We start from the raw sequence: 17,459 nt of genomic DNA, 5'->3' as shown, positions 1-17,459 counted from the left end.
GTATGATTGTGAGCAGGATGTCAAGGATACGGCTTCATCTTAGAGTAACAATGGAAAATTAGGGCATAATAACTTTGACCTTATACTACTCGAGGAGATTGTATGTATGGCAGCCATGGATGAAGTAAACAGCCACTTTTCTTCCTACCCGGATTACGTGAACCAGAAACTTCAAATCGCTTCCGAGATCTTCACTTTCGCGGGCTTGAAATCTCTGATCAATTTCCCGCAAACCATCTATATGGTTCGGGACCCGCTGCTCACGGCTTCTATCGGCAAGCTTGAACTGACAGAGGTACTTATCGGTCTTGGCAACAAGATTTCACTTCAACCCGATTCCATCATCTCGCAAATCATGGACGGGATGCTTGTAGCCGTTCATGACACTTCTGGAATCGCAGTCGGTATCTATCCGATTCCTCAACCGAACAGCCGCCCCATCTCGATGCCTACGATGGAGAATAGCATCGGGGGTGCGACAAGCGCTTTTAACGAAGACCTGGAAGCTAATATTGTTCTTCTAAGGAGTCATTTGAACTGCCCCGATCTGAAAATCCAAGCTTTTCATTTTGGCGGACACGTAAAAAGCAAAGTGATTCTATGTTACATCGATAACGAGATTGATCCGATCCTACTGGACAATTTAACTCAGAAGCTTGAAGCTCACCACAAAACCGAAATTTCTAATCTGGAGGAGTTTGCTCATATCCTGAAACTTTCCAAATATTCTTTGGTCAATCATTATATGGCCTATGAGCTGCCCCAAAATGCCGTCAGAGCATTGAAAAACGGAAAGGCTGTTCTATTCATAGAAAGAGTGCCTTTTTCCATCGCATTGCCAAGCATTTTTTCGGATTTCTTTATATCGGAGGATGATATGAACCATCCTCCGATATATTCCTGGCTGCTTAGAAGTTTGCGCTTTATTGGAACGTTACTCACCTTAATTTTGCCCGGGCTGTATGTCGCCCTTGTATCGGTCAATCCTGACGTATTGCGGTTTGAATTGGCTCATTCCATCGCCAGAAGCCGGCTTGACGTGCCGTATCCGGCTATTATTGAGGCCCTTCTGCTCTTATGCATTCTGGAATTGATTATGGAAGCCATTATTCGCCTGCCTGGCAGCATCGGTCCAACCATTACGATGGTAGGCGGTATCGTGCTCGGGCAAGCCGTCGTGGATGCCAAGCTGGTTAGCAATCTGCTTATTATCATTCTTGCTGCCACCACGATTGCTAATGCTGCCGTGGTAGGCTTCCAGAACACATACTCCCTGCGGCTGTTCAAATATTTGCTGTTATTCATGTCCGCGTTTTTGGGAGTGCTCGGTCTATTATCGGGACTCTTGATCTTATGTGCTTATATAGCCGGCATACGCACGCTAGGAGTTCCTTATCTTCAGCTGTTTCGGGCAAGAGGGGAGAAAAATGTCTAAGAACCTGCAAGTAACCGCAACCTACGTTGTGTCCCATTTGGGGCTGATCTTTTTTCTTTATCCGATAGATGTGATCGAGAGCACAAACGAAGCCCACTGGATGCCGGTTCTCTTCGGCTTCTTGTTTCACCTTGCGATCATTGCCGTTTATCTGAAGGCTTTAAATTATTTCAAGGGCCAGAATATCGTCAATATCCTCATGAATAAAAATAAATTTTTCGCTTGGGTCGTCTTGCTGCCTGCCCTGTTCTATATGTCATGGATTATCGTATTGGCGGTTCGGGCATTTTCCGAAGTGCTGTCGATCGCGATTTTGTCCAACACCCCTTTGTGGATCCTGATGCTTCTCTTTCTTTCGGTTCCCGGGTTTATGGTTCTTCATGGACAAATTGGCGGCTTGCTCCGATTATCCGTCCTGTTAAGTTTCTTGTTCGTTGTTCCCGTTGTTTTTGTAATGGCTACCTCCTTTCAAAATATAGATTGGCATTATTTATTCCCGCTTTGGCCTGCTCATGGGGCATTCTCGTTTCTCGCGCATTCTGCTTTCTATAAAAGCTTATTTGCTTATACAGGCGGCTTTTTATTGCTTGGCTTCCTCCCATCTTACGCGGAATTCAAATCAAGAGCGATTTATGCGGGGAGCTTGATCCTGCTGCCCGCTTATCTGATTGCCGTTTATGTGCCGGTGCTGACGCTAGGGGAAGAAACGACTCGTCAGCTTCAATTCCCCTATCTCTTCATTGTCGATACCATTGAGATTAACTGGCTCATGTTTGACCGTATCAATGTATTCCTGCTGCTGAGTCTCGTTGCGTTCGGGATGTTCTTCATCAGCCTTACGTTCTGGCAGATTCTATGCGTGATCAGGCTTGGCATGAAGGATATCAGCCCCAACTATTTGGTTCCGGGATTAATCGTGGTCGTATTTCTCGTTTGTCTTTGCATTCCGGATTGGAAGACGACGGACAAGCTGTTTCAATGGAATACGTCACTACGATTGTACGTAGCGATTGCAACGCCTATTTTGCTTCTTATTACCGGGTGGGTCCATGCAAAGAAATCAAAAGTCGAGTTGAGAAAAACATGAAACTTCGAATTGTAATCGGCCTATTTCTCGCAATCATGCTTGGTGGGTGCTGGGATAACAAGGATATTAACCACCGGGCGTTACCAATCGCGATGGGGATATCTTATCAGCAAGGCAACTATGAAGTATTCCTGGACATTCCCAAGGTCACAGAGAAAAACGAAGGCATTCAAATCATAAGCGCCAAAGGGAATTCCATTAGCGCGGCCGTCAATAAAATAAGCATGAATCTGGAGGACCAGGTAGACTTGCTGCACTTAAAGGTTCTTATCGTGGATAAGGCCTTCGCCACGCAAGGTTTAAGCGAGATTACCGCCAGCACGATTCGTTCGCGTCACATTTCCCCAAAGACGATGTTTGTCATTTGCGATGAGCCTTTGGATCGGTTTTTCAAAGGGATTAACGATATTAATAATGGCGACGGCAAAGAAATTTACGATTTCTTCCAGAAAAATTCAGGCTGGAATCCCGAAATCGCCCATACGCCGGTATGGAAGGTGTTTAGAAGCATCCATTCCTATACCAATGATGTCGTTCTCCCCATTATCAAATCCGGCGAATCCACGGCTATCCAAAGCATGGGCTCCGGCATCCTCAAAAATGGGAAAATGGTAGCCCGTCTCAATAATGAACAGACCCTTCTCTATAACGTATACGACGGGAATAGCCTTGACGGAAAAATCGAGGTCATCGGCAAAGCTACCGTTCAGATTGTAAGCAGCCGAATTCACAACGAGAGCAAATTCGTCAGCGGCAAACCCGTTCTGAATAGCGAACTCAAACTGAAAGTGATTATTCTGGACGTAATAGGAAATCCATCCGTAGAAGTCATCAAGACGGAGCTCCAAATCCTTTTACGACGCGTAATGGATCAAATTTTCCGAAAAGTCCAGCTCGCCAACGCCGATATCTTCGGTATCGGCCAGCACTACCGGGATGATCTTCCCCGAACGGAGCTGGCGCAATGGCGCACTAAATATCTGCCCGAGGCCAAAATCAATCTTGAGGTTACAACCACGATCCGGAATACGGGCAATCTCAAGCTGCGTTAAACCGTACCGTTCGAACTCGGTACGGCTTAACGCGGCTGTTTATTATCTTTGAATTAGTGCTTTAGCATGGAGAACCGCGAGTGTTTCCTTAATGGATAACCGGATATATTCCAGAATCTCGTCGAGGTTATAGATTTCAAGATCGTCCGGGCTAAAAGACTCTTCGATATGGAAGTCGTTATGAAGCTGGTCCGCTATAACCGGCAAATACTCCGGATACAAGCCGTCGATCTTAACATTGTCAATAAGCGGGACTTCCGTGGGAGGTGATAATGGATAATCGCGAAGCAGTAGCTTGTTAAGTCTTCTAAAATCACGGTAGCCCTTGTCTATTGCGGCTTGTCTCTCTTCCTCCGGAAGAGCCTTGATTAACTTCAAGTACATTTTCTCGTACCAAATGTGATCGGCCACTAGATGGCTTAAATATCCGACATAAAAAGAATCATCAAAGTATCCGCTGAATTTCTGAGCAAAAAACTCGTAATCCGTCTTCTTCTTGCCTTCACTGTTGATACGCACAAAATGAGTGACTGATTTAGGCGCATGAACGGGATGCGTTAAATCGGGAGCTAGACCTCCCAGATGAATGCGGGATTCTTGCGAGGAATAAATTTGTTTATTGATTTCGGACGTAATACAATAATGCATCATTCGGGAACCCATTCTCATCCACTCCTCTTGGTCTGTAGCTCGTACTAAAAAGCCTCTAACTCAATTTCGTTAGAGGCTTCTGTGTTGTCGTTTATTAGCTCAGAATTCTGTCTTCGGTCATTATCGTATCCGGCCGGTCATGAATGGAAAGCTTCGCCCCGATTGCACGGAAGCTGCCAATTACGTCTTCGTAGCCCCGTTCGATATGCTCAACACCCGTAATGCTGGTGATTCCTTCCGCAGCTAAACCGGCCAGCAGCAGGCAAGTACCGGCGCGCACATCGGTTGCGTGCACCCACCCGCCTTGCAGCGGGTTTCCTCCGCGGATAAACGCGCTTTCCTTCCGAATCTCGATCTCCGCTCCAAGCCGCCTTAACTGCGGGACATGGGCGAACCTCATGGGGTAAACGCGTTCCGTAATGATGCTCTTGCCTTTGGCTTGCAGAAGAAGTGCCGTCATTGGCTGCTGCAGATCCGTTGCAAAACCGGGATACATGCCTGTCCGGATTCGCGTTGCTCTTAAAGGGCCGGAACTGTAAGCCGTAATATGGTTCTCGCCGCATTCGATTTCAAGCCCTATTTCTTCCAGCTTGGATAGGCATGATCCAAGATGTTCGGGAATGACATCCTCGACGGTAACCAATCCTCCGTTGATCCCGGCAGCCATCAGAAAGGCTCCGGCAATTAAGCGGTCGGGAATTACCGTATGCCTTCCCCCATTTAAGTAAGACACGCCTTCGATCCGGATTCGATTCGTCCCCGCACCGTAAATTTTCGCGCCTAGCCGATTCAGGAACGCCGCCGTATCCACAACCTCCGGATCTACGGCCGCATTGTGCAGAATCGTGCGCCCTTTTGCCCGGGAAGCTGCAAGTATTGCGTTAATCGTTGCGCCTGACGTAACCATATCGAAATAGATGTCCGCGCCTTTAAGCTCCGTGCCTTCGACAACGTAGTAATCCTGGAACATGTGAACCTGGGCGCCAAGCGCCTGGAACACTTTTATATGCTGATCAATCGGTCTGGAGACGAAATTATCGCCTCCCGGGAATCCGATCGTTACTCTGCCGAACTTAGCCAGCAAGGCACCGGCAAAATAATACGATGCCCGGTAGCTCGAGGATTTGCCCGGATCGATAACGGCGCTGTGAATCCAGCGGGGATCAAGAATCATTACCCCTCCTTCTTGCTTCAGCTCCATTCCGATATCCTGGCTTATTCCTTCAATCATCCGTATATCATCAATGAGGGGAATTCCCTCGAGCGTAACGATGTCATCCGCCAAGCAAGCTGCGGCAAGCAGCGCAAGAGAACTGTTTTTCGCTCCAGGAATATGTACTTTTCCGTTTAGCGGTCCTGAATACTCTGTCTGTATATATTTCATGAAGGAATTCTCCTACTTTCGTCAGGAAGATACAATCTCCGATTCGAGTACGTAGCCGCTGCCGCGCACTGCGCTTATCAGGAAGGTGTCTTTGCCGTATTTTTTGCGTACCCGGTAGATCAGCGCGTTTAATTCATCCAGCGTTACATCCGGGATACCTTCTTCTCCTGCAAGCCGTTCAGGCCATACCGTAGCTTTAATGACTTCAAGCGGTACAAGCCGATTGGCGTTCTCGTGAAGGAGACGAATCAGCAGATATTCTTTTTCCGACATCGCGATACGCTGCCCTTCCACTACGCATTCCCGCTTCTCCCAATGAATCGTAAGCGGCATGCCCGGAATTTCCAGTTTTCTCGTAATGCTAAGGGGCTCAAGCTCCAGCGTCTGATCGGCGAACACATAGGAAAAGTGAAGGACGCTCATTCCGTTCGCAAGCTTGATAATGTCGAAATTGTTCAAAGGATACGGACGGTGCGGCTTCACGCGTTCCCCGTTGATCTCCGTTCCGTGCAGGCTTCCTTTATCGTACAGCACGGCTTTATCGTTTTCTTTCCGTATGACGATATGCTGCCTTGAAATAAACGGATTGGTAAAGGCTATATCCGGAGTCAACTGATTGGATAAGCGGCCAACCGTCGTTTCGTTCTCTTCCAAATTCACGATGGTTCCCGACTTGTAGGGCTCACCGCGAATAATATATAAGCATGCAAAGTTTTCCACTTGTGTTCCTCCGTATGGGATGGCGGTCTGCCATCGGTAGTGACTCCATTAGATATCGTAACTCAAACCGGGGATGATTAAAACCTCCCCACACTGACGCCCCGCTTATTTTTCAGTAATGATGCAGGAGTCAGTGAAGCAAAAAAAGAGCCGCTGCCGAGCGACTCTAATTCTTACAACCACGACATAAAATCTTTATTGACCATCTTTATGTTGTTAGCTGCCGCCCATTCCTTCACATCCATTATACCCTGATCTTCATTCACGGCGAAACTGAAGCACAATGGAAGGGGCACAATCCATTTCCCTTTTGGTTTAACGCCTATTACCGGATTGAAATAGCCCATTTTCATGATTACTTTTATATCACGAGCTGCTATGGTATGCCCGTTCACCTGAATCGCATTTTCATGTATAGATAGCTCAGTAGGTTTTCTTAAAGCTCTAATTACGGTTAAAATTAAGAGAACGATATACACTAGGAATATGAGAGAGTTCGAATCGAAGATAAGTAACTCCGTCTTGCCTCTACTTGAATAGTCCCTCCAGTTATGGATAATGATCAACAACCAAATCAGACTTGCAACTGAAAAGACGATCATATTTTTTAACCGGGTTGGGTTTTTCACGGAATGCGTAACACTCAATGCCGTTCCTCCTCTATGATGCGTAACTGATTTTAGCCATTTGTCCCATCCAATAAATTCCACGCGATACCCGCATATCCTCCCCATAAATAAAAAAACGAATACCGTCAGGTATCCGCTTGCGATACATGCGAAGGCAGCTCGTTCGGCTGCTCCTCTTCCTTAAGCTCATTCATAAAGGCCAGATGCTTGAAGCCCCAACCGCACATATCGGTCAATACGGATCCAAGAGACTCCCCATGCTCGGATAATTGATACTCCACTTTGGGAGGAACCTCCTGATACACCTTCCGAACAATAAGGCCGTCCCTTTCCATTTCCCGAAGCTGATTAGTCAGCATCCCTTGCGTCACATTCGGAAGCATCCGCCTCAGCTCTCCGAACCTCTTCGTACCTTCGTACAACAAAATAAACAGAATCAACGGCTTCCACTTCCCTCCTATAGCTTGAAGGGTAGCGATTATTCCTTCCGTGGAGGCAGGCCTTTGGCTGTCCTGGTTCATTGTTCTCCTCCGTTTCCGCATAGCTCTCAGATGGTATTTATTATAGCAGAGCCTTACGCAACGGCAATACGGTACGGTAAACCGTACTAAGTACGGAAAAAGAGCGTACTTTTCAGCTTCGCCTTCATGCTCAATAATGGGGATACTCCACTTGAAAGGAAGATACCCATGAACATTTTGGTCATCGTTGCCCATCCCGAGCTGACTGCCTCTAGGGCCAACAAGGCTTTATTGCAAGGGCTAAACAAGATTCAAGAAGATATTCATATTCACAAGCTGTATGAGCTCTATCCGGATTGGAACATAGATATGGAGAAGGAGCAAGAGCTTCTGCTGCGTTACGACCGTATTATTCTGCAGTTTCCCTTCTATTGGTACAGCTGTCCGCCATTATTGAAACAATGGTTCGATGATGTGATGATACCAGGCTGGGCCTATGGCCCGGGAGGCAACCGGCTGGTTGGCAAAGAGTTTCTTGTCGCGACGACAACCGGCGGGACGGATAAGTCCTACCGCTCAGGCGGAGACAATCAGTTCACTGTCAGCGAGCTTTTGCGTCCGATTGAGCGTACCATTACCAAATGCGGCGGCACCTATCTGCCCGCGTTTGTCTGTTACGACGCGAATGCTTCAACGGAGGAACGGCTCAGGCAGGAAGCTCAACGTTATGCGGAGTATATTCGAACTCCTATGCCCGTGCTTACGCATTAATCAGGAGGCGGCAAGCATTCGTTTGCGGATCATGCTCGCGAGCAGGAAGACAATCGGGAAGCCCACGATAAATATCGGGAAGATTAACCTGATCCAAACAAAGTTCGCGAAATCAAGCAAACCAAAAAGATTGGCCGGAGTTAAGGTGGCCACGAAAATAACGGGAGCCGTAAACGCAATCATTTTCCGCCACTTCTTAACTCCTAATATTTGGGCTGTTCCGTAACTATTAATGAAGAGATAGATAGACAGCTTAACGAATACGCTGAAGATCCAAATAAAAACAATCCATACATCCATGTTTTGAATAAAATCCAGGTAATTAATAAACCTCACCATGCTGAAATACGGAAAATACAAGGTGGATCCGATTTGAATGCCAAACGTGGAAACCACCATAACGGCCGTAATAATGGCCAGCATAGATGCGATGCAAATGGCCAAAATCACGGGTTTGAGGATCTTTTTCGGATTGGCGACAAAAGGAATCAGCATCATAATCATCATGGATTCACCGAGGAAAGAGGCATTTACGAAAGATCCCTTCAATATGGACATCACGCCCGTATCCATAAAGACCGGCAGCATAAGCGTCATATGTAGATTGGAAATATTGAGTATAAAGGTAATGAGAATGCCGAGCAATAGAAGCGGCCCGGCCATCTCGCTGAACCGGGCAATTGCCTCTACGCTTCCAACCAAAGCGATGTACGCCATGGCGATCATCATTAGCATGGAAATTATCCACATTGGCGTATCGTGAAACAGAACCTGCTTGATAAACAAGGAAAAAATGCGAAGGATATCCGCACACACGGAATACCAGACCAGCAAGTACAGCACGCCGATTAGTTTGCCTAGCCATTTGCCGAATAAAGTCTGCGCAAATTCTATCAAGGTTTGCGAAGCGTGTCTCTGACTGACTTTAACTAAGACCCACGACAGGGCGAGTCCGATAATTCCCGCTACGACAAGCGAGATCCAGGCGTCCTGTCTGGCAATTTCAATCGTAGGAGATACCGTTAACCATATGCTCATGGAAATCTCCAGAGTCGTCAAAATCCAAAATAACTGCCAAGACGAAATCTTCACTCTCTTGCTCCTATTCTAGGGATACGCTTGCGAATATCCCCCGTGCTCTGAATTTTAATTCCGACATCAACGGCAACCTCTATAGTCGGGAATTTTTGATCCCATTGAGCTTTAAGCTGTTTCCATTGCTTTGGATGTTCCCGGTGAAACTCTTCTCCGAAGCCGAATACATCTTGACCGTATTCCGTTTGTATTTTTCTGATAGTGGCCTCAATTTGTTGGGCTTTGATCTTATTAAACTTCCGTTCCGTATGAATACGCTGGGAGGATACGGAAAGATCAATAGGCGTGTTGTTTTCCACAACCCTGGCATTCCCTATCAATTTCACGCGTACCTTAAGCTTATCCCCTTCGATAGTGGTACTGAACTTTCTTTTCAGATTGGATACATACAAGGAGATGCTACCTTTCTCGATGACTTCTGAAACGTACTGATTCTTGAGCACGCCTTTTACCCAAAACAGTTCGAGGGATTCCCTGTCCCGGACTTTCCCGACCATTTTTAAATCCTTGTTAAAAATAGCGACAGCCCTTACTTCAATAATTTTGTTCTCCTCCAGCTTGTTCACCGGAGCAATATCGATCATCGGCATGGAAGGTCTGATGCCGTCCCTCCCCGCATCCAGCAGGAAATCCCGCAAGGACGTATCGCCCAGCCGGCAATAACGGTCTTGATGCACCGCCACAATCGCCGAAAACTGGTTGAAGGGACTGTTGATCGTTAAAGCGTCCTTGCCCTTGCCTTCGTTAACCACGAAAATATCGGTACGCATCCGGGTATCCGGATTTCGGGTAAACTGATCCATAATATCCACCAGCCCGTTATGAGCCAGCTTTTCCCCAATAAAAATAGATCGGCGATGTCCCAAAAAAATCCGGCGGGGCAGTTTTTCCTGGATTTGTTGAATCAAATCAACAATGGAGCTGCCCGTTGCCGATACGACAATGTTGGCCCTCTCCCCTTTCCCCCCGCTTCCCTTTAGCGTCTTGAACTCGGCAGGAATGGCGATTTGAGCGCTTTTCTCCAGCTTTCCCGATTCGGTTACATCAAGAGCGGTACCGATCCAGAAGGCATATTCGTTTATTTCATTCCTGTCCCAGCAACCCGTGAGCAGCAGCGAGCAAAGAGAACAAATGATGAAACACCTGAATATTTTCATTTTCTGCGTTGTGCCGGAACGAAACGTTTATTCATGCGTACCAGCGTATCCTTCCAGAAATTCGGCAAGATTGGTGCCGTTGGTTTTAGATAAGGCGTTCCGAACGATTTCAGGGTTACAAGATGAATCGCGATAATCATGATCCCGATCGCGACACCGTATAAACCGAGAAAACCGCCTAAGATTAATAGCGGAAACCGGAGAATCCGGAATGGCAGAGCCAGGCTATAGCTAGGAAAAGCGAACGAGGCAATTCCCGTGCCCGCAACGATCATAACGATTGGCGCGGAAATAAATCCCGCCTGTACCGCGGCTTCCCCGATAACAAGCGCGCCCACGATACTGACGGCCGAACCAATGGCTTTGGGTAACCGAAGCCCCGCTTCCCTGAGGCCTTCAAACATGATCTCCATAAGCAAGGTTTCGATAACGGTCGGAAACGGAATGCCTTCCCTGGCTGCCGAGATACTGAGCATGAGATTCAGCGGTATCATTTGCGGATGAAAGGTTGTAAGGGCAACATACAAGGACGGCAGCAGGCATGACATTACGGCAAGCAGCATCCGCAGCATTCTTACCGCGGAGACGTACAAGAATCGCTCGTAATGGTCTTCCGCCGCTTGGAACCCCGACCAGAACGTCATCGGGAGAATAAGCGCGTTCGGAGAACCGTCTACAATAATAGCTACTTTTCCTTCCAACAAGCTGGAGCAGACGGTATCCGGACGTTCCGTGTTTCGAATCTGCGGGAATAGCGATAACGGTTTATCTTCAATAAACTCTTCGATATAACTGGAATCCAGCAATTGATCGGTGTGGAAGGATTCAAGCCTGCTTTTCACCTCCTGGAGCAGCTCCGGCTTCACGCAACCCTCTATATAAGCAACAATAAACTCCGTATTGGACAGTTCTCCGGCATGGTAGCTTTCGAATTTCAGCCTGGAGTGACTGATTTTTCTCCGGATCATGCTTAGATTGGTTTTCAGATCTTCCGTAAACCCTTCTCTTGGTCCGCGGATGGAAGCCTCATTGGAAGGCTCGTCGATGGAACGCTGCTTGAAGGCAGTGAGGTCAGCCATATAAGCAACAGGCAGCCCGTTCATAAAGATAGCCGTACTGCCTTTAAGTACTTTGGCTACAGTCTCAGAATAGCTATGAACTATCGCGTACTGCGTCAATCGGCTATAATCGTCATTCATCATGCAGGTAGAAATAATCTGCTCTAATTTGTTTGTGTCGGTCAATTCGTCGATATAGACAAGCAAGATGCCCGAACGGTCAGGAAGATTAAGCGGCCGAAATACGATATCGGCGCAGTGATGGAAAATGCTGCGGAGCACAGTTTCGTTATCTTTTATGTTCGCGCTCACATTCACTGGATTAAGCGGCTCCATCGCATTTACCACTCCTTTCCTGATCTCGTGGATATTTTTAGCTAATTCGGATTGCGTTATTCGCGAGCAAAAAAAGAAGCACTGCCTGTAACGGCAGTGCTCTCTCGTGTATGCATTTGTATATTTCATCAAGCGGCCAGCATCATCGACGGTACGGAATCTCCACGGCGAGCTTGATTCGAGGCTGCCCGAAGTCTTCTGCCTTGCAGCGCCGCGATTGCCGGCCCCGGTTCCAGCTCTCCTTGCTGCACGAGCGTAAGCATCGCTCCAATATCGCCGCCTTCATAAGCAATAGCAAGCGCGCGCAAGACATCCCGCAGCCCCTCGTCCTTCGGAACAGGCAGCGAACCTGCTTCAACCGCCTGTCTAACCTGCGGTAATGCCGCGCGGGCCCGATGCAAAGCTGCTTTTACCGCGCCTGGAGTTAGTCCTAATCGTAATGCCGTTTCCTGAGCCGAGTACCCCATAACGTCCCTCAGCAGAAAGACCGCCCTCTGAAGCGGAGACAGGAAAGTCATAAGCGCCTGCATAACTACTTCGGTTCCGATTCGGCTTTCGTCCGGCATGGTATGATAAACCGCTGATCCCCGAACGGATTCCAACATCCGTGCATGGCTCGACTGGCGTCTTACCCGGTCAATCCAGTTATTACGGGCAATTCGAAGCAAATAAGCTTCAGGATTGGCATGCTCCGTCAGCTGCGCCGAATCCATGACCTTAATCCATGTATCCTGCGATAAATCCTCTGCTTCGACCCGGGATTTGGTTAAAGTCAGGCAATAGCGGCCGAGCACTTGTTGCAGGCGTTTCAATTCTATATGTTCATTATCCATTGTTGCTTCAGTCATATCGGACACCTCCGCTTTTTCCTATTATACGCATCCTTAATTCAGTAAACGAGTGAGCCTGCGAAAAAGATACGCAACAGCAAAATAAATTTTACGGCGTATCCTTTCGTATCCCCTTTTCGTTTGCCGAATTGTAAGAGATCAAACAAAGGAAAGAGGGATTACGATGAGCAGCTTTATCCCCTATGTGGTTGAACAGTCCAATCGCGGAGAACGTTCCTATGATATTTATTCGCGGCTTTTGAAGGACCGGATTGTCTTCCTTGGCTCAGCCATCGACGACCAGGTTGCGAACAGTATCGTAGCACAGCTGTTATTTCTTGCCGCCGAGGATCCGGATAAGGAAATCAGCCTGTACATTAATTCTCCCGGAGGCTCAACAACGGCTGGCTTTGCGATCTATGATACGATGCAGTATATAAAACCCGAGGTTCATACGATTTGCGTAGGAATGGCGGCATCCTTCGCTGCTATTCTGCTTCTAAGCGGCGCTAAAGGCAAACGGTTTGCCCTGCCGAGCAGCGAGGTCATGATCCACCAGCCGCATGGCGGCGCCCAGGGCCAAGCCAGCGATATCGCGATCAGCGCGAAGCGGATCCTCGATACGAGAGCCCGCTTGAATCGGATCGCTGCCGACCGTACCGGTCAGCCGCTCGAGAAAATCGAGAAGGACATGGACCGCGATTATTTTCTCTCCGCCCAAGAAGCGCTTGACTACGGGATTATCGATCAGGTCGTCCATACGGTTTGAGGACTAGGAAGAGGCTGCCTTCTGTGGCAGCCTCTTTTATCGTCCTAATTTATAAGGAAAACAAAGTTCTTATCCCTTCTTGGCATCCACCTTATGCAAATTCAAAAGAAAGACGGCTGCAATGATAACGATGCCAACGATTAGAAATGCAAGACCCAGCTTCTCGTGCCCGGTTGAGTATAATGCAGCTGAAACTGCAACGAAGACGACAAGTTTCAGGGCTGTCCTTACCGGGTAGGAGAAAATGGCCACAGATGCTTTTGGCGAGAGAAACATCCCCCAGAGAACCGCCAGAACAAGAGGAAACGCCGCTGCCAATAGAATACTTATCATTTTTACGGACTGCAGCTGATACCCCCAATAACCAAACACGACAAATGCGGCAAGCTCAAGCAGAAAAAATACCGTAAGCAAAATGCCCGTACCCGGTCCTTTCATCCCATCCCCACCTTTTCGCAACAAGACTACCTAGTTTTTCCATACGCTATTGCCATTCTAACATCTGTACGCAAAATTGGAACAAAAAAACCGCATTATGCGGCATTTCATGATCAGCAGGCTTATAGAGTTGGTGCTTTTAACATAGATCAATCCAACCCGGTCAAGAACTTAGTTCGCCACCGACATGGCATTGTAAGCAATGATATGCTCGATAGCTTCAGCAACGGAATGGACAACCGTACTCGCCTGCTCGCGGATTTCATCATGGCTTTCGACCATTGCAAAGCTGTGCGGGGTTAAAGCAAACATCGAAAGATCGTTAAACGAGTCTCCGATGCATGCGATTTCATGCGGAGCAATTGCCAATTCCCGAATGAGAAGCGATATCCCCGTACCTTTGGAGACGTTAAGCGGCATAATATCCAAACAATCTTTATCGCTGATAAAAGTCTCGATCTGTCCGGGGAATTGGCGGTTCAATTGGGCTTCCAGCTTGCTCAGCTTGCCTAATTCTCCGAAACAAGCAAGCTTGCTGCAACGGAACTCATCGTTTGCCAGAGCTTCCTCCAACTTGTGATGAGTAGAGCTTTCCGACATAATGCGGTTCTCCACGGAACGGGAAACTTCATTATCCACCCGCGCATAGTAGGAGTCGTCCGTGCAATGAACGAAGCTTATGAATTCCTCGCGAGGGACCGCTTGAAGCAGCCGCAAGGATAATTCGGGCGCAAAATCTATCGCTCCAAGCAGACGCTCGTTATTCAGCCGGACGGTTGCCCCGTTTTGACCAACGGCATGATAGTTGTTCGGAAATGGGCGCATAATGACGGTAATCTCGGCATTCATCCGGCCGGACGCGATACATAAATCGAGCCCGCTTTCATAAGCTTTTCTTACCGCGCTGCGATCCCGCTCGTTAATTTGTTTGCTTTTATCCAGCAGCGTGCCATCCAAATCACTGACAATAAGTTTAATCATCTAAATCCTCCTCCGATACGACGCGTAGTTCTACATGATGCTCCGCAAGCTTCTCCATCATATCCCGGTCAGGCTGTTGATCCGTAATCAGGAGATCGATGGCGTCTAAGCCCCCGATTTTATAAAACATCTGTTCGCCGAATTTCGTATGGTCAGCCAAAAGAATAACCTGATTCGCCTTCTTGATCATCTCGCGTTTAACCACCCCATCCTCCACATCGGGATAGGATAAACCGTTTTCCGTTATTCCGCATGCTCCAAGGAACAATTTGTCCACCTGGTAATTAGCCAAATTATCAATCGTCGCCTGGCCATACAGGAAGCGGTGTTTGATATTCAACTCCCCGCCGAGCAGATACGTCCTTAAGGCCTTTTTCCGCGACAAGGCATCTGCAATGTCAATGGAGTTCGTAACGGCAACCACTCGTTCCGCGGTAATGTGCTCGGCGGTGAACTGTACGGTAGTTGAAGCGTCCATCATAATATAGTCTCCATCTTTTACAAGCGATGCGGCAAGGCGTCCGATATCGCGCTTAACGTCAGAATCTTTGACAAGGCGATCCTTATACTCGAACACCTCCCTCGACTTCTTCGGCAGTACCGCTCCCCCATGCGTTCTGAGAATAAGACCAAGCTCCTCCATCCTCAGCAGATCCCGGCGTGCCGTATCGCGGGATACGTCGAACTTCTGGCACATGTCTTTAATATCGATCCGCTTGTGCTGATTCAAATGCTCCATAATGGCATTGATTCGTTCTTCCTGAAACATAACCCCTTTACCACCTCTTCCGGATTTTCTCAAATACCTAAGCCGTTGTGCAACATTGTTTAAGTTATTGTATGCTTTAATCTTCATTTATGCAACATTTTGTTCAAAATGCACGACAATGACTTATGTTTGCGCAAAAAAAAGACAACAGCCGATTGTTCGGCCGTTGCCTGTCTAAATTTAATGTTATGTAACCTTCATCCTATCAAAATCTTCCGTTTCGCTTTTCGTCCAGATAGATATCTAACGCCGCAATACCCCGAATCAAGAATTTAATAATAAGATAAAGAGCGTATAACCCCATAAGGATAAACAACCCATATACAACTACTAAAATCATTGGCAGAATAGCAAACATGGAAAAGACGCTTTCACTAGACATTTATGATCCTCCTGGTTTTCTATACTTATGATGTTTCAAGCTTAACACAAAGGAGGATTTTTTTTCCTTATTTTTTCGAATGTAAACCTTTATACAATTATTCCGTCTATAAAGTTATTCATTAACCGATGAACCATGGGAGTTGATTCCTATTGTTTTTCACTAAAAATCGATTTGCTGTAACACTCAGACGAAGATTATCCAGTAAATCTTCATTCTCGCTAAATTTCAAAACCTCCCCTCCGTCAAGGAGAGGAGCTTCTATTATCCTCATTGATACACATCCAACAAGCCGGTCTATGTCATAATCGAGCCGCCATTAACGAAGTACACCTGTCCCGATATGTAGGAAGAATCGTCGGATGCCAGCAGCACGTAAGTTGGAGCAAGCTCAAACGGCTGCCCCGGACGTCTTAAGGGAACGTCGGTAGCGAATGTTGTTACCTCTTCTGCCGTAAATGCACAAGGGATTAACGGGCTTCCCGCTTCCTTTATAATACGGATTATCCGATAAGGGGCGCGGAATCATCGGATATTCGAATCCCGGATGGCGGTTCTGATGCTGCGGCGGAAATACGAGCAGCACGAAGAATAGATGCCGAGCGGTAGGATGCAAAATAAGCCGCACTTCCCGTGCGGCTTTATGATCATTCCGATAAACGAATGGCATTTTCATCCGTTTTATTGTCTTTCCATAAGTCATAGGGCTTCAAATAAACAATCTCATCGGCTAGACCTTCAATATATTTTTCATCGCTTACGGGGATGATCACCGACGCACCGGATTCTCTTAGGATACCGAGCAGTTTTCTTCCAAGCTGCCCTAGAATATAGAAGAGTCCATGGGGTTCGATCCAAGGAACGCAATACAGCTTTTTTTGAAAAGCATAACCGATCGCCATGGAAGCTCTCCATCGCTCGCCGCTGTTGAATTCAAGAGGACGATAAATTCGGCCCTGATAGCGCTTTGGTTTATCCATTCCGGTTAACTCGAACAACAGGGCGATTTGCTCCAGGGATAACGGATTCCCGCTCCGCTTGATCCCCTCTTTAATTTGGTCGGCGACCGACCGTACTCCTTTTATTTTCCATGTGAAAGGACCGGGATAGGTCTTAAAGCTGCGATACGGAAACTCGGCGACCCCTTCGCCAACATAACAAGAAATACGCTTCAAGACATCATTGTTTACGGGATGATCATCCAAGGTTATGATCGAGTGGGACATATCCAGGCATTCCGACAACAGTTCTTCTTTTCCGGCTAAAAAATAACTGAGGAGCCAACCTCCGCTGCCAAAGGATCCAACTAAACCGTAGATTTTGCCGGGTTCAATGGTTAGGTTGAAATCTCGAATGGAGTCGATCATCGAATACTGATGGAAAATCGTTGGCGTCGAGCTGCTGTTCAGGTTCCGGATCTGGATCTTCATGGTCGTCCCCACCACCCTTTTCCC

The 17,459-nt window shown here is 47.3% G+C and carries 20 protein-coding genes and 1 pseudogene; 5 read left to right on the top strand and 16 right to left on the bottom strand.

Annotated elements, in window-relative coordinates; all coding sequences use genetic code 11:
• The first annotated feature begins 106 nt into the window (after positions 1-106).
• From ACR9FF_RS15045 to ACR9FF_RS15035, 3 genes are read left to right on the top strand one after another with little or no spacing between them, the layout of a single operon-like run.
• Positions 107-1,435: a spore germination protein gene (locus tag ACR9FF_RS15045; protein ID WP_435171941.1), complete on the top strand. Its 1,329-nt coding sequence runs from the start codon at positions 107-109 to the stop codon at positions 1,433-1,435.
• The gene (locus ACR9FF_RS15040) at positions 1,428-2,522 is read left to right on the top strand and encodes a GerAB/ArcD/ProY family transporter (RefSeq protein WP_435171940.1); all 1,095 of its coding nucleotides are present in this window, start codon (positions 1,428-1,430) and stop codon (positions 2,520-2,522) included. Before ACR9FF_RS15045 ends, ACR9FF_RS15040 begins: the two co-directional genes overlap by 8 nt.
• The gene (locus ACR9FF_RS15035) at positions 2,519-3,574 is read left to right on the top strand and encodes a Ger(x)C family spore germination protein (RefSeq protein ID WP_435171939.1); all 1,056 of its coding nucleotides are present in this window, start codon (positions 2,519-2,521) and stop codon (positions 3,572-3,574) included. Before ACR9FF_RS15040 ends, ACR9FF_RS15035 begins: the two co-directional genes overlap by 4 nt.
• 42 nt (positions 3,575-3,616) lie before the next feature.
• Here ACR9FF_RS15035 and ACR9FF_RS15030 read toward each other — a convergent pair whose 3' ends face one another.
• The 5 genes from ACR9FF_RS15030 to ACR9FF_RS15010 form a co-directional block, all read right to left on the bottom strand.
• Positions 3,617-4,237, bottom strand: a complete 621-nt coding sequence (locus ACR9FF_RS15030; protein ID WP_435171938.1) for a hypothetical protein — start codon at positions 4,235-4,237, stop codon at positions 3,617-3,619.
• Positions 4,238-4,319: 82 nt separating this feature from the next.
• Complete coding sequence (gene murA / locus ACR9FF_RS15025) at positions 4,320-5,609, bottom strand: UDP-N-acetylglucosamine 1-carboxyvinyltransferase (protein WP_435171937.1); 1,290 nt, start codon at positions 5,607-5,609, stop codon at positions 4,320-4,322.
• A gap of 21 nt (positions 5,610-5,630) precedes the next feature.
• Positions 5,631-6,329 (bottom strand): FHA domain-containing protein, encoded by a 699-nt coding sequence (locus ACR9FF_RS15020; RefSeq protein ID WP_435171936.1) that lies wholly within the window; start codon positions 6,327-6,329, stop codon positions 5,631-5,633.
• A gap of 173 nt (positions 6,330-6,502) precedes the next feature.
• Positions 6,503-6,976 (bottom strand): hypothetical protein, encoded by a 474-nt coding sequence (locus ACR9FF_RS15015; RefSeq protein WP_435171935.1) that lies wholly within the window; start codon positions 6,974-6,976, stop codon positions 6,503-6,505.
• Positions 6,977-7,083: 107 nt separating this feature from the next.
• Positions 7,084-7,479: a winged helix-turn-helix transcriptional regulator gene (locus ACR9FF_RS15010; protein ID WP_435171934.1), complete on the bottom strand. Its 396-nt coding sequence runs from the start codon at positions 7,477-7,479 to the stop codon at positions 7,084-7,086.
• Between the two features lie 168 nt (positions 7,480-7,647).
• Here ACR9FF_RS15010 and ACR9FF_RS15005 point away from each other — a divergent pair, with 168 nt between their 5' ends.
• Positions 7,648-8,190 carry an NAD(P)H-dependent oxidoreductase gene (locus ACR9FF_RS15005; protein ID WP_435171933.1) on the top strand — a complete coding sequence of 181 codons (543 nt, stop codon included), beginning with the start codon at positions 7,648-7,650 and terminating at the stop codon, positions 8,188-8,190.
• Here ACR9FF_RS15005 and ACR9FF_RS15000 read toward each other — a convergent pair whose 3' ends face one another.
• From ACR9FF_RS15000 to ACR9FF_RS14985, 4 genes are all read right to left on the bottom strand, one after another.
• Positions 8,191-9,282: a GerAB/ArcD/ProY family transporter gene (locus tag ACR9FF_RS15000; RefSeq protein ID WP_435171932.1), complete on the bottom strand. Its 1,092-nt coding sequence runs from the start codon at positions 9,280-9,282 to the stop codon at positions 8,191-8,193.
• Entirely contained in the window at positions 9,279-10,442 is a 1,164-nt protein-coding gene (locus ACR9FF_RS14995) for a Ger(x)C family spore germination protein (protein ID WP_435171931.1), read from the bottom strand. Before ACR9FF_RS14995 ends, ACR9FF_RS15000 begins: the two co-directional genes overlap by 4 nt.
• Positions 10,439-11,836 (bottom strand): spore germination protein, encoded by a 1,398-nt coding sequence (locus ACR9FF_RS14990; protein ID WP_435171930.1) that lies wholly within the window; start codon positions 11,834-11,836, stop codon positions 10,439-10,441. The genes ACR9FF_RS14995 and ACR9FF_RS14990 overlap by 4 nt, the downstream gene beginning before the upstream one ends.
• A 128-nt stretch (positions 11,837-11,964) precedes the next feature.
• Positions 11,965-12,684: an RNA polymerase sigma factor gene (locus ACR9FF_RS14985; protein WP_435171929.1), complete on the bottom strand. Its 720-nt coding sequence runs from the start codon at positions 12,682-12,684 to the stop codon at positions 11,965-11,967.
• Positions 12,685-12,850: 166 nt separating this feature from the next.
• Between ACR9FF_RS14985 and clpP the strand changes: the two genes are divergently transcribed.
• The gene (clpP, locus tag ACR9FF_RS14980) at positions 12,851-13,435 is read left to right on the top strand and encodes an ATP-dependent Clp endopeptidase proteolytic subunit ClpP (RefSeq protein WP_015844630.1); all 585 of its coding nucleotides are present in this window, start codon (positions 12,851-12,853) and stop codon (positions 13,433-13,435) included.
• A 69-nt stretch (positions 13,436-13,504) separates the two neighbouring features.
• Here clpP and ACR9FF_RS14975 read toward each other — a convergent pair whose 3' ends face one another.
• The 7 genes and pseudogenes from ACR9FF_RS14975 to ACR9FF_RS14945 form a co-directional block, all read right to left on the bottom strand.
• Positions 13,505-13,873: a YrdB family protein gene (locus ACR9FF_RS14975; protein ID WP_435171928.1), complete on the bottom strand. Its 369-nt coding sequence runs from the start codon at positions 13,871-13,873 to the stop codon at positions 13,505-13,507.
• A 171-nt stretch (positions 13,874-14,044) separates the two neighbouring features.
• Entirely contained in the window at positions 14,045-14,854 is an 810-nt protein-coding gene (locus ACR9FF_RS14970; protein ID WP_435171927.1) for a Cof-type HAD-IIB family hydrolase, read from the bottom strand.
• Entirely contained in the window at positions 14,847-15,623 is a 777-nt protein-coding gene (locus tag ACR9FF_RS14965) for a DeoR/GlpR family DNA-binding transcription regulator (protein ID WP_435171926.1), read from the bottom strand. Before ACR9FF_RS14965 ends, ACR9FF_RS14970 begins: the two co-directional genes overlap by 8 nt.
• Positions 15,624-15,828: 205 nt before the next feature.
• Positions 15,829-16,005 carry a hypothetical protein gene (locus ACR9FF_RS14960; RefSeq protein ID WP_015844625.1) on the bottom strand — a complete coding sequence of 59 codons (177 nt, stop codon included), beginning with the start codon at positions 16,003-16,005 and terminating at the stop codon, positions 15,829-15,831.
• Between the two features lie 297 nt (positions 16,006-16,302).
• Positions 16,303-16,485: pseudogene (locus ACR9FF_RS14955) on the bottom strand (SDR family oxidoreductase); the annotation flags it as partial.
• The gene (locus ACR9FF_RS14950; RefSeq protein WP_435171925.1) at positions 16,397-16,621 is read right to left on the bottom strand and encodes a hypothetical protein; all 225 of its coding nucleotides are present in this window, start codon (positions 16,619-16,621) and stop codon (positions 16,397-16,399) included. The pseudogene ACR9FF_RS14955 and the gene ACR9FF_RS14950, both read right to left, overlap by 89 nt.
• Before the next feature lie 31 nt (positions 16,622-16,652).
• On the bottom strand, positions 16,653-17,435 hold the full coding sequence (locus ACR9FF_RS14945) for a hypothetical protein (protein ID WP_435171924.1): 783 nt from the start codon (positions 17,433-17,435) through the stop codon (positions 16,653-16,655).
• Positions 17,436-17,459: the final 24 nt, after the last annotated feature.

The sequence above is a fragment of the Paenibacillus glycanilyticus genome, assembly GCF_051200795.1.
GTDB lineage: Bacteria > Bacillota > Bacilli > Paenibacillales > Paenibacillaceae > Pristimantibacillus > Pristimantibacillus glycanilyticus.
Note: the sequence above shows the minus strand (reverse complement) of the source record. Positions and strands in the feature narration are given on the sequence as shown.